Origin of the sequence: Dinghuibacter silviterrae, assembly GCF_004366355.1 — a bacterium.
GTDB lineage: Bacteria > Bacteroidota > Bacteroidia > Chitinophagales > Chitinophagaceae > Dinghuibacter > Dinghuibacter silviterrae.
Genome location: NZ_SODV01000001.1, coordinates 3,437,711 through 3,449,976, shown reverse-complemented (window position 1 = coordinate 3,449,976; position 12,266 = coordinate 3,437,711). Strand labels below are relative to the sequence as shown.

At 57.8% G+C, this 12,266-nt stretch carries 12 protein-coding genes; 2 read left to right on the top strand and 10 right to left on the bottom strand.

Annotation, left to right across the window (positions count from 1 at the left end):
* Window positions 1–116: 116 nt before the first annotated feature.
* From EDB95_RS14915 to EDB95_RS14905, 3 genes are read right to left on the bottom strand one after another with little or no spacing between them, the layout of a single operon-like run.
* Entirely contained in the window at window positions 117–752 is a 636-nt protein-coding gene (locus EDB95_RS14915) for a response regulator (RefSeq protein WP_162852616.1), read from the bottom strand.
* 12 nt (window positions 753–764) lie between these two features.
* Window positions 765–1,886, bottom strand: a complete 1,122-nt coding sequence (locus tag EDB95_RS14910; protein WP_133994601.1) for a PAS domain-containing sensor histidine kinase — start codon at window positions 1,884–1,886, stop codon at window positions 765–767.
* 24 nt (window positions 1,887–1,910) lie between these two features.
* Entirely contained in the window at window positions 1,911–2,609 is a 699-nt protein-coding gene (locus tag EDB95_RS14905) for a DUF1345 domain-containing protein (RefSeq protein ID WP_211352104.1), read from the bottom strand.
* A gap of 52 nt (window positions 2,610–2,661) precedes the next feature.
* Between EDB95_RS14905 and EDB95_RS14900 the strand changes: the two genes are divergently transcribed.
* Complete coding sequence (locus tag EDB95_RS14900; RefSeq protein WP_162852615.1) at window positions 2,662–4,089, top strand: O-antigen ligase family protein; 1,428 nt, start codon at window positions 2,662–2,664, stop codon at window positions 4,087–4,089.
* Here EDB95_RS14900 and EDB95_RS14895 read toward each other — a convergent pair.
* Genes EDB95_RS14895 through EDB95_RS14870 form a run of 6 tightly spaced genes read right to left on the bottom strand, consistent with a single transcriptional unit; the run spans window position 4,013 to window position 9,869 of the window.
* Entirely contained in the window at window positions 4,013–4,753 is a 741-nt protein-coding gene (locus tag EDB95_RS14895; protein ID WP_133994599.1) for an ABC transporter ATP-binding protein, read from the bottom strand. The two genes, EDB95_RS14900 and EDB95_RS14895, sit on opposite strands and share 77 nt — an antisense overlap.
* Window positions 4,750–5,532 (bottom strand): ABC transporter permease, encoded by a 783-nt coding sequence (locus tag EDB95_RS14890; protein WP_133994598.1) that lies wholly within the window; start codon window positions 5,530–5,532, stop codon window positions 4,750–4,752. Before EDB95_RS14890 ends, EDB95_RS14895 begins: the two co-directional genes overlap by 4 nt.
* The gene (locus EDB95_RS14885; RefSeq protein ID WP_133994597.1) at window positions 5,529–7,685 is read right to left on the bottom strand and encodes a glycosyltransferase; all 2,157 of its coding nucleotides are present in this window, start codon (window positions 7,683–7,685) and stop codon (window positions 5,529–5,531) included. Before EDB95_RS14885 ends, EDB95_RS14890 begins: the two co-directional genes overlap by 4 nt.
* The gene (locus EDB95_RS14880) at window positions 7,682–7,987 is read right to left on the bottom strand and encodes a hypothetical protein (RefSeq protein WP_133994596.1); all 306 of its coding nucleotides are present in this window, start codon (window positions 7,985–7,987) and stop codon (window positions 7,682–7,684) included. Before EDB95_RS14880 ends, EDB95_RS14885 begins: the two co-directional genes overlap by 4 nt.
* Window positions 7,984–9,069 (bottom strand): glycosyltransferase, encoded by a 1,086-nt coding sequence (locus EDB95_RS14875; RefSeq protein ID WP_133994595.1) that lies wholly within the window; start codon window positions 9,067–9,069, stop codon window positions 7,984–7,986. Before EDB95_RS14875 ends, EDB95_RS14880 begins: the two co-directional genes overlap by 4 nt.
* Window positions 9,066–9,869, bottom strand: coding sequence for a glycosyltransferase (locus EDB95_RS14870; RefSeq protein WP_133994594.1), 804 nt, complete (start codon window positions 9,867–9,869; stop codon window positions 9,066–9,068). Before EDB95_RS14870 ends, EDB95_RS14875 begins: the two co-directional genes overlap by 4 nt.
* Window positions 9,870–10,048: 179 nt before the next feature.
* On the opposite strand from EDB95_RS14870, the gene EDB95_RS14865 reads away from it, so the two are divergent.
* A complete protein-coding gene (locus tag EDB95_RS14865; protein WP_133994593.1) occupies window positions 10,049–10,801 on the top strand; it encodes a sugar transferase in 753 nt (250 codons plus the stop codon).
* A 22-nt stretch (window positions 10,802–10,823) separates the two neighbouring features.
* Here the strand turns inward: EDB95_RS14865 and EDB95_RS14860 are convergent, their stop codons facing one another.
* On the bottom strand, window positions 10,824–12,260 hold the full coding sequence (locus EDB95_RS14860; protein WP_162852614.1) for a SusD/RagB family nutrient-binding outer membrane lipoprotein: 1,437 nt from the start codon (window positions 12,258–12,260) through the stop codon (window positions 10,824–10,826).
* Between the last annotated feature and the right edge of the window lie 6 nt (window positions 12,261–12,266).

Here is a 12,266-nt window from a genome sequence, read left to right as displayed (position 1 = left end):
AAAAAAGCACGGACGGCATGTGCAAACGGTTGCGCACGGCGGGGGAGCCCGCGGGTGGCGGCGGGGCGGGTAGCGGCGGTGCGGGCCGCGCAGGCGGCAGCGGGGCCGCACAAAGCTCAGGACGCCACGAGGTGATGCTCCAACGCATACAGGATAAGATCCGCATTGGTCTTCAACCCCAGCTTTGTCAGTATGCGTGACCGGTAGGTACTGATGGTCGTCGGACTCAGCGACAGCATCTGCGCGATCTCCGTGATGGACTTGCCGACGGCAATCAGCTTCAGGACGTCGAATTCGCGGTCGGACAGCTGTTCGTGGGGGAGGCGGTCGTCGTCGAGGTCGAGGGAGGACGCAAGTTTTTCGGCAACGGCGGGGCTGATGTATTTTTTGCCGAGGAGAACGCGCTGGACGGCGCCCACGAGCTCCTCGGAGGCCATGTCTTTGGAAAGGTAACCGGCGGCGCCGGCGCGGAGGACGCGGATGGCGTATTGTTCCTCGGGGTGGATGCTCAGGACAAGGATGGGGAGCTTGGGCAACTCTTGTTTTAGCTGGTGGAGGGCATCGAGACCGCTGCGGCCGGGCATGGACAGGTCCGTTATAACCACATCCCAGCGGTCCATAAGGGCTTCCCGGACGAGGGATTCGGCGTCGGAGGCTTCCTCGATCTCGGCGGAGGGGAAGGCTTCCAGGAGTATTTGTCTTAGGCCTTTCCGGACTACAGTGTGGTCATCAGCTATGAGTATCCGCATCATAAAGACTACAAATTATAGGGTGGTTTCAATGAGGTCAGGTTGTAACGGCACGGAGACGCGTATCGTCGTGCCTTTTCCCGGGTGGCTGGACCATTCGCACTTGCCCCCCATCATGAGGGCGCGCTCCTTCATCCCCAACAACCCGAGGGTCTTTCTACCGCCGATAATGTTCCGCACGTCAAAACCTTTGCCATTATCGGTGATGGTAAGGTCGATCCTGTCGTCGGCCATATCGAGCTCCGCGGATACCGCGGTGGCCTTAGCGTGGCGGGCGACGTTGGTCAATGCTTCCTGGAAGATACGGAACAAACCGGTGGCGAGGCCTGGCGGGAGGGCCGCCTTTTCACCGGTGATGTCTACCACGCAATGGATCCCGAAGCGCTCGGTGAACTGTTTGCTGTGCCATTCGAGGGCGTCGGGCAGACCGAGGTCGTCAAGGATGGCGGGCCGGAGTTCGGCGGCGAGCCGGCGGACGGTGCCGACCGTCGCGTCGAGGAGGCTGAGGATGCCGCGAAGCTTTGACCGCAACAGCTCGTCGCCTAAGTCAGCGCGTTTCAACAACCAGGACACGTCCATCTTTAAACCGGTGAGCTGCTGGCCGAGCTCGTCATGGATCTCCCGGGCCATGGCGGTCCGTTCTTCTTCCCGGATGTCCTGGAGGTGGGAGGCGAGCTGCCGGAGCTCCTCGTGGGACTCCCGGAGCCGCTCCTCCGCCATTTTCGCTTCGGTGACGTCGTGGAGGTTGACCACGATGGCGCCGATGTTTTTGTCCTGGAGGAGGTTCGTCACGGTGCCTTCGTACCAGACGTAGTGTCCTTGTTTGTGTAGTGAGCGAAGGGAAATCCTAAGGGGACGGCCGGGTTGGTTGAACGTTTCGTCCAGTGTTTTCCGGACGTTGGGCAGGTCTTCGGGGTGGATATAGGCAAGCATGCCGGTCTTCCGCCGTTCTTCGGTGGTCCAGCCGGTAAGCCTGATAGACGCTGGACTCCGGTAGATAGGCATGAAGTGTTCGTCCATGAGGGTAATGACTTCCATCCCATTCTCGATAAGCGACCGGAACCGGTGTTCGGTGAAAGCCAGACCTTGGACGCTACGCCTCCCAAAAAAGCCTGATAGCAAGCGAGCCAATGCCATGTCTGACAAAATAGTGTTTCTTTTTCAGGACTGCAAGCTCACCACCTCATTGATGGTAAGGGCGACGATCACGGTATTGAAAACAAAGGACAGGAGCCCGTGCAACAGTACCCATTTCCGGATATGCTGGGACGTGATGGCAATATCGGATACCTGGAAGGTCATCCCGATGACAAACGAGAAGTACGCGAAGTCCAGGTAGTTAGGAGGGGTATCCCCGGGGATCTGGAGCCCACCCGCCTCTTTATCGGGATGGCAGGGGTGATCGCCGTAATAGGCGTGCGCGTAGTGCTGGGTAAACACAATGTGGACCAGGAACCAGGAAAGGGCAACGCCGGTCAGGTAGATACACGCTTCCGCCTGCCGCGGCAGGACCCAGGCCGCCTTGTGGCTAAGTAGGACCATAACACCCGCCAGGCTGGTCAGGCTGGCCGTCAGGACCAGTGCAAAAACAACACCCCGTGAATTGTCCTGAATCCGCGCCTGGATGCGCATCTGCGCAGCCCCCATAGTAAACCAGGTGATCCCGACGAGGACCATGATGCAGAAACAATAAAGGTCCCACCCCAGCATGATGCGGGTGAGGAGTTCCATACGGATGGACAAAAAAACAAAACTCATCAGGATAGCGAACAACACACCGATCGTGAGGCGGTTGATGGAGCGAAGGTGATTGAGACGGTGTACGAGCCGTCTCCAGAACGTAACGGGTTCCTTGTACATGCCCCAAAAGTGCGTTTTTTTAACAAAACCGCCGCGACTATCTTTGGGGCCCATGACGTCGACCCAAGAAAATATCCTTCTGGCCCTGTGTACGGCTTTTTTCTGCGCTCTTTTTATATCCCCTATGGATGCCGCACCACTGGTGATGGACACCACAGTGGCTGCGCTATGCCTGTACAGCGCGTGGATCGCGGGGCGCGGGGGCGAGGCGAGGCGCGAGGCGCAGGCGGGGCGCGGCGACGCCGCAGGCGGCAGCCTGCCGGACGGCGCCGGATGGTCCACCCGTGTGTGGGCCGCACGGATATGGGAGGGCAAGATCCTCCTCCTGTGGGTCGCCCTCTTCGCATGGACCGTCCTCAGCGCCGCACTCTCAAAGAATCAACCCGAAGGCTGGTCCTACGTGGTCCTGCGGTTGCCGCTGATGGCCTTCCCCCTCTCGGTGGGCGCGTTGCGGCTACGCGAGCAACTGCGGGACCGCATCCTGCTGAGCTACGCGCTGGTGGTCACCGCCGGCTGCCTGGCCTGTCTCGTCTACGCCTGGCTCCAATATAGGCACACCGGCTATACGGCCTACCTGTATGACGACAGCCTGACCGAGCTGAGCTCGGTACAATCGGTGTACGTGGCGCTGATGGTGGAAATCGCGCTTTTTGCGATGGGTTACCTGCGCACAAAAAAGTACAGCCGCTGGCTCCTTGCCTGTATGGCCTTCCTGCTGGTCTTCCAGTTCATGCTCGCAAGCCGGATCGGGTTGATCTTGCTGTATACCATAGCGCTGGGGGTAGCCCTTTGGTATTACGGCTTTCAAAAGAGGCGCTGGGGCAGGGTCATCGCCATAGCAGCTTGCATGGGGGTCATCGGGTTGTCGTGTGTCTTCTTTTTCCCAAAAACGATCAATCGCTTCCACGAATTGGCGTATACGGGATACCAGTACCAGAGCAATGGCGTGGAAAGCCATTACGATATGCCGGTGACGGCGGACCAGTGGAATGGGGCCAATATCCGGCTGGCGGTCTGGCGGTGTACCTGGGACGTCTGCCGCACGCACCTGTGGACGGGGGTACCGGTGGGGGACAAACGCGAAGCGCTGGTGCAACGCTATAAGGAGGTGGGTTTCGACTTTGCGGTTCGGAGCCGGCGGAATACGCACGATACGTACCTGGATGTGCTCCTGACGTATGGGGTACCGGGGCTGGCGGTGTTCCTGCTGGGGTTCGTGGCGGGGCCGCTGTGGAAGCTGGGACGCGGCGCGGCGCGGCGCGACAAAGAGGGCCGCGACGGGACGGGCCGCAACATCCTGGGTCTGATCGTGGTGATCCTGTTCACGGTCTCCATGATCACGGAGACGTACATCGACCGCAGCGTCGGCTGCGTCCTCTTAGGCTTCTTTTACGCCTTTGTGCTTAGTGATTATCCTGCGTATACAAATCCACGGCCGTCGATGTATCCCCAAAGTACACCAGGCTCCCGTGACGCATAAACGCCGTGCGTCCGCAGTATTTGCGGACGACGTCCATGCTGTGGCTGACGAGGATGACGGTCTTGCCCTCGATCCAGCTGGATTCAAAGACTTTGATGGCTTTTTCCTGGAATTTGAGGTCGCCGACGGCGAAGATCTCGTCGAGGAACATGATGTCGGCCCCGGCGTTGACGGCGATGGAAAAGCCCAGGCGGGCGACCATGCCGGAGGAAAAGAATTGGATCTTTGTATCGACAAACTCCTGGAGTTCGGCAAATTCGATGATGGTATCGAAGATCTTGTCGATTTCCTTGATGCTGAGACCAAGGACGGAGGCGGAGATGTAGATGTTTTCGCGGGCGGTGAGGGCGTGGCTCATGCCTACCCCGAGGTTCATGAGGAGGGTATGGCCCTGGATCTCCACGGTGCCGGTGGTGACGGGATAGACGCCGGCGAGGAGCTTGACGAGCGTGGACTTGCCGCTGCCGTTGCGCCCGATCAAACCGATGCATTCCCCTTTTTTGATCTCCAGGTCGAGGCGCTTTACGGCCTCGAACCGCTTGGTGCGGGGCGGGTTGAATAGATTGAAAAGACGGTGCTTGACCGTATTGTGGCTGTCTTCGGAAAGACGGAATACCTTGCTGATCCCAACGGCCTTAATGGCGATGTCTTTGTCTATACTCATAGTTTTTCTGCAGCCTGAGACCCCAGACGGGCGAGCAAAGTTACACCGAAGATCAACAAAATCAAGGCATAAACGAAATCCGCCCCCATCAGCCTGTAGTCGGGGGCCTGGCCCTGCATGAGGACCCGCCGGGCGTTGATGATGATCCCGGACAGCGGATTGACGTAGGAAAAATAAGGTAGCCTTGCCTCGAACTTGTCTTGTGGGTAAAAGATGGGGCTGAGAAAGAGCAGCATCGCGGTAAACACCTGCCAGATCTGGTGGATGTCTTTAGCAATGATGTAGATCGTGGATAGGATCAGGCTTATGGCGAGGGACAAAAAGTACACGTTGATAAAGATCGGGATGATCCAGAGGTTGTACCAGGACAAGCCCGCACCGTGGGTTTGGATGAGGTTGAAGAACAACAGGAACATGAGGAAATTGAAGAAAAACCCGATGGCGTTGCTCATGAGCGTGGAGGTATAGATCTCCATCTTGTCCATGTTGCTGTATTCGTAGAGGTACTTTTTGTTGTGCAATATCTGCACGGTCCCCGTCGTGGATTCGAGGAAAAAGTTCCAGATGATCAACCCTATGAACAAATAGCTGGCAAAGTTGGGAATGTCCTGCCGGAGGATCACCTTGAACGCCACGTAATAGATACATATATCCATAACGGGCTTGAGCAGGGCCCACAGGAGACCGAGCTTATTCTCGTAATACCGGAGCTTGAACTCGATCTTGGCCAGGAGCCACATCCTTTCCATGGACCGGGCTTTCAAGATGCTTTTTGTCATCGAAGCATGGCTTTAAGCGTCAAATATACGCGCTTGGCACCCGGAATCCGTTTGAACTTTTGCTTGAGCCTTGCCCGCAGGCCGTCGGCCTCGACCTGGTGGGTCGTGACGGTGATCTCCACCGTTGGGTTGTCGTACGCATAAGAGGGCCCGTTGGCCTGGAAAAGGTTGAACAGGTCTACGGCATAGTGACGGTAGAGCTCAGGGTATTTGTGGCTGATGTGCTGGTAGGTGTACAATTGTTTCTGATGGGTCATGTTCCGCATCATCGAGTCCTTCCGGATCCTGTAGCGGAAAAGGGTTTCCGGCAACACGACGCCCCGGTGACCGGTGGACAGCAGTTGGAGCACGCTGTCGTAGTCTTCCAGCCCGTATTCGAGGGCGCGGTCGTTGAGCCCGCCTTCCAGGAAGGCCTGCCGTTTGTAGACCAGGGACCCGCTGCAAACGGGGTTGTGTAAGAGGGCATACGGCAGCTCGGGGTTCCAGGCGGCCCAGGTATGGTGGGTGGTGCCGAAGTATTGTACCCAGGACCCCACGAAAGAGACGTTGTCGTAGGCTTCCAGGACGCGGATGGCCTTCCGGTAGTACCCGGGATGGACGGTGTCGTCGGCGTCGAGAAATGCCAGGTATTCCCCGGTCGCCACGGACGCGCCCACGTTGCGGGCGTGGGCCAGGCCGCCGTTGGCCTGGTGGAGGACCCGGATCCCCGGCTCGCTTTCCAGGGTCATGAGGATCTCCAGGTTCTCGGGGCCCTTACTCCCGTCGTCGACAATGATGATCTCCAGGTGTTGGTGTTGGGAGGCCTTTATGGAATCGACGCATTCGCGGATATAGGTGGCCATGTTGTAAAAAGGTATCACGACGGACAGCAGGGTGCCCTTGGGGGACGGGGTCACGGCGGCGGGTACCGGCAAAGGTCTTGTAAACCGGAATGCCGTCAACGGGCTTTTCGTGGCCGCCATCTCTTCAAGGACTGCCCTCTTTTGCCCGTATATCAGATCGTATCCCAGCGTGTCGCGCACATGCGCTGCCGCGGCCTCCCCTATCCTTCGAAGCCCGGCTTCCTCCATGTCCATGATCCGCTGGAGCTGTTTTTCAAAGGTCCCCGGGTCGTTGTGATCAAATAGAAAACCGGTTTCCCCGTCCCGGATCAGTTCCCGGTGCCCGGCCTGTTGGGAACCCAGGACGACGTTGCCAAGGGCAAGCGCTTCGATCGTGGCAAAGGGGAAGTTGTCCAGGGTGCTGGGGATGATGACGACGTGTGCATCCGAAAAACGGGCTTCGATCTCGCTGGGGTGGACTTTACCGGCAAAATGGAGCAGCCCGCGCTTGATGTACTCCCCATAGCGTTCTTCGAGCAACTGGCCCATGGTCCGCATTTCCGGATGATAGACAATATCTTTTCCTCCGTATACCGTCAGGTCGTAAGGGAAGCCGTTGTCCCACATCTTGCTCATATAACGAAGAAGCTCGAAGACGCCTTTTTGCGGGGACAGCTTGCCCCAAAACACGAGCTTGCCTCTTTTCAGCGGGGGCTTTTGCGAAGCCGCGGGGGTGAAGGCAAAGGGATAGCGCAGGACCATCGTCCTTTCCTCGGGTAATGGCCCCAGGCGCCGGATCTCGTCAAGGATATAGTGCGAGGGGGCGATGATGCGGTCCGCGGACGCGATACAGCTCCACTCCATTTCCGCCGTCCAGTAGTTGGGGTAACGGTACGTGGAATCGCGGTTGTAGCGGAGGTAAAGAAAAGCAGGGGCATGGATCGACAACAACACCGGGACGTCTTCCAGCTCAGGGTAGCGCAGCGCTTTGAACTGGAGGACGAAATAGGGCAACCCCAGGTATTCCTGGGATTCGATGACGTCGGGTTTGCCTTCCAGCCGGATGAGGTCCCGGACGGTGAGGGCGAACTCGTAGCTTTGACGGGCAACGTGTCCCAGACACGCGGCTTCCGGGGTGCGGTGCAGGTTGACCTGGACCACCCGGACCCCGTCCTCTTTGTGGACGGCGTAGGGGAGTTCGCCCTTACCGGGCACAAAAACGGTGACTTCGTCACCCCTGTCGGCCATCATCCGGGCTGTGTTATGCGCATAAGTTCCAATCCCGCCCCCAAAAAAGGGCGGGTATTCTGTCGTTAAAAGCCAAAACTTCATTTCCTGAATAATTTCTCTTTGATGACGCCTAAAAATGTACGCTTTTCGTAAGTCCTGCGGTACCAGTCGATGTCAAGCTGGTGCTGGCTGATGTCGTTGAGGAGTTTGTTGATGAGTTGTTGCTGGCCTTCGTTGTGCCGGCGGCAGTCGGCCAGTTTGCCGTTGAGTTGCTGGATCTCCCGTCTTTGCTGATCGATGAGGAGTTGTCTGGCGCGGTTCTCGCCTTCTACGTGTTGGAGGATGTCCTCCAGCCGTTCCTGGATGTTTTGGAGGGCGATGGATTCTCGAATGGTTGTATTCATATTATATCGGATTTGTACAAACTTCGGTATTGATGATAGGTGTCTTGTATATTGAACTCGCTGGCGCACAGCGCGGCGGAATGACGGCCCATCACGGGCAGCATCAGCCGGTTGTTGAAATAACGGAGGAGCTTGACGACGGCCTCGCCTTCATTTTTAAACAGGTCGCCGTTGGAGCCGCGGGCGTGCATGTCCCGGTTGCCGATGCAATCGGTGAGGAGGACGGGTTTTTCCAGTTGGAGGGCTTCCAGGCCGGCGAAGCTGAGGCCTTCAAACCGGGCGGTGGACAGGTAGACATCCGCATCGCGGATCAGGGCGCTGGCCTGTTCCTTTGGCAACCAGCCCGTTACATGTATGTTGCGGGCGGTGAGCCGGGCGCGTTCGTCCCCATCCCCTACCCATACAAAGGTGATTGTGGACCATTCCTCGAAATAACGGGCGATGGCGTTAAAAAGCGTGGGGTTTTTCTGGGCGGCGATACGGCCGCTGGTGACGACGGTGAAGCCGGTGTCATCCAACGGCGCCTTTGATGGCTCGCCTGTCAACTTGATCCCGTTGTTGATCTGGGTGGCGTCGATGCCGAGGTCCCTGTACGCCTGCCATTCGGAAAGCGAGCAACACACCACCTTGCCGCCAAAGCGCGCGCCCAGTTGTTCGAGGACCTTGTATAACCTGTTGGAAAAGGCGCTCTTACCCACTAAGAAGGGCGCGCCGTTGGGGGTATAGATCACCTTGCGGATCCTGAGCAACCGGCACACGACCCGGCCCAGGAAACCGCCCTTGGAAGAATGCAAATGGACCACGTCGACCTCGCGGTTGTCCCGGAGGTCCTTTAGAAAGCGGTACAACTCCAGCGATGCCCGGATGTCTTTCAGGGGACGGATATTCCGGCAGGCCGAGGGCCAGCGCAAAAAGGAAACGTGCACGCCCTTGAATTGCCGCTTGACCTCGTCGGCCTTCATGACGTGTTCCCGCTCCCCATGGATAATAAGGTGCTGGTCCTCCTTCATGTTCTCGACGAGGGAGTTTATAAAAACCGCTATTCCGGAGGCAAACGCCTCCACGACGTGCACAATTTTCATAGCATTCTCTTTAATCGCAACACCCACCGGTACGGTATCTGTTGTAATAGCAATAATTTGACCAATCCCAGCGAGGTCAGCCACCGGCTCTCCCCGTAATGGCGTACGACCTTCATCCTGCTCCGCAGTTGCTCCTGGCGATGGGTCCTGGAGATACCGCGGGGGTGGAGTTCGCAAGTGACAAGCGGGAGCGGAATCACCGCCCCTTTTCCCATTCTCAGCAAGGATTGAAAAAATCCATAATCTTCCGCGTGTGGAAATATGGATGGATAAGCACCGGTGTGGGCAAGGGCGGAAGACCGCCACATGACCGTCGGGTGGATAAAGATGTTGCGAAAATACATCCCTTTTTGGATAGCCTGATGCGCCGTAGGGGTCTTGTAGACATATTCCTGCACGGTGTCCGGATCGTGGAAAATACACCACGAGCCCACCAGGTCGACATCCGGGTGCTCATCCAGGTAAGCCACCTGCTCGTAAAAACGCCTGAGGGCACAGATATCCCCGCAGTCCAGGCGGGCAACATAACGCGCCGGCCGGTTCCTGGAAAGCCACTCCAGTCCTGCATTCAGGGCCGCGGTGATCCCGAGGTTTTCCGGAAGTCTCAAAATGTGTACGGATAACGCATCGTCCAAACGCCCCTTGAACCAGGATGCGGAAACAGGCTCGTCGCTCCCGTCATCAATGACCAGGATGCTGAACTGGTCCGGCGTATAGGACACGCTTTCCAGCGAGCGGATTAGTCCTTCCCTATTATTATAACAGGGAATTAACAGGTTAAAAGCTAACGGCCGTTCCATGGGCGGTACAAACGGGTTACAGTACACCTCTAATAACGAAACGATTTAGCAATTTGGTGGCAATCCGACCAAGTTTTTTTTACCCACACGTTTTGTGGGTAATATTAATTTTTAGCCTTATCGATGGTTTCTGTCAAACTTTTATGCATCTTGCCAGTCTAAGTAGAAATCCCACTACTATGTACCCGTCGTTGTCCGCACCCCTGAAATCGCGTAAGCGTCTGATCGTTAGTACTTTACGTAGTAAATACCCTTATTTTGTGGTCAAAAGGGTCGTAGATGTGGTATTTTCCGTTTTCCTTCTCCTCCTGGTCTATTCCTGGCTCATGCCGCTCCTGGCGATCCTGATCACGCTGGATTCGCGGGGACCCCTGTTTTTCCGTCAACAGCGGATCGGTTTTTTAGGTAAACCTTTTATTTGCATCAAGTTCCGCACGATGTACGTGAACCTTGCCGCCGACCTGCAACAAGCCACGGTCGCGGATCCGCGTGTGACCCGTGTGGGCCGTTTCCTGCGCCGCACCGGTCTGGATGAACTCCCCCAACTTTTCAGCGTCCTCAGGGGCGACATGAGCCTGATCGGCCCCCGCCCCCACATGCTCCGGGACATCGAGGCCTTTTCGGCGGTGGTCCGCAACTATAATTTCCGCCACCTCGTCCGCCCGGGCATCACCGGGATTGCCCAGGTCAAGGGTTACCGCGGTCTTTCCGAAACCATCGAGAGCATCTACCGCCGCTACCAATGGGACGAGTATTACGTATGCAACATCAACGCGGGACTTGACGCGAAAATATTCTGGGGGACCGTGGTTCTAACGGTGAGGTGTATCTTCAACAGGTCTGTACAGCAGGACGCCCCCGTCGTGTTGTCTTCGACGGAGGCGCCGCGTGCTGCGATGATGCCGGAGAGGTCGGCGGCGACGCCGCTCTAAGCCGCCCCGGCTTTGGGGCACTTTATTGATTCCACCACAATTTCGTCGCCACATTATCGGTGGCACTTCCATTGACGGCCTGGACGGCTTCCGCCCAGTGAATGGGGTTCGACGACTCCTCGTTCCCGGGATAGGTAAACCGCCGCGGCAGGTTGCCCTGGGCGCCCACCGGGGGGTTGACCGCGTCGATATTGGGGTAGCCCAGCCGGCGGATGCTGGTCCAGGCGTCCCAACCGCGGTTGGCGTAGGCGATCCACTGCTGGAAGCCGATCTGTTGTTTCCAGGTGGCGGCGTTGTACGCGACGGCCGGTTGTAACAGGTATTCGGCCGCGTCGCCCGCGCTCCCACCCCAGGATTCGATGGCCGCGGTAACGGCGTTGGCATAATGGGTCGCGGCGCTGCCGGTTGCCAGGTTGCGGGCCACCGCCTCCGCCTGGAGAAACTCGCTCTCCGCATAGTCCAGCAAGGTCCCCGGGAAAGTAGGCTGCAGCCACTGGCTGGAGAATTGCGAAAATTTGACGTACCCATTGCCCGCTCCCGGCACGCCACCGGCGTACACCCCGTTGATGGTCGTAAAGTACAGGGGCAACCGGGGATCGCTCCAGGCCACCATGGTATCGACGATCAGGTCGCAGGGGCTGTAGTCGTGCCGCCCGCTGATGACCAGGGCCTGGTACACCGGGTTGGCGTTGGTCGTGGGACTGGCTTCGTAGGCCAGGAGGGCGTTGTCCGCGTTGGAGGCGAAGACGCCGTTGCTTAATGCCTTCTGCGTGTAGGTTTGCGCATCTTGCGGGTCGGCGTCTGCGATCACCAGGGCCAGTTTCAGCTCCAGTGTGGCGCCGAACTTCTTCCAGTGGGCGGGGTCGCCCTGGTAGACCTGGTCGGAGGCGCCCAGGCTTCCGTTGCTCGTGTTGAGGCCGTTGATCGCCGTGTCGAGTCGTGTTAGCAGGTCCTTATAGATCGTTTTCGCGTCGTCGTACGCCGGAAAAGGAATGCTATCGGTAAATGCTTTTGTGTAGGGCACATTCCCGTACGTATTCACGAGGATCGACCACGCATACACCTGGAGGATGTCCGTGATGTCTTCATCGTTCCGGAGCGTGCCCGCGTCGGTAACGTCGTTTGGAAAGGCCTTGGCCGCCGCGACCAGGTTATCCAACACGCCGCCGGTGCCGTTGGCGTAAAGGGCATTCCACCACCCTTGCGGGGAATTGTCCGCCGTCAGGATGTACCGCGCCTCCGACGTATAGGTATTCTCCGTCCACGTCTGGGCCAGGATACGGAAGGGTCCGACGCCCGGGTCGGTGGAGCTCAGCGCGTCCGATAAATTTTTTTCCCCGTTCAGGAAAAGACTCCCCGAAGGCACCTCTTGCGGATTTTTCGAATTATTATTGAGAGAGCTCAGGTTCTTCGTGCAAGCCGTTGCCAAAAGAGCCACGCCTATAATCCATCTTTTCATCGCTGT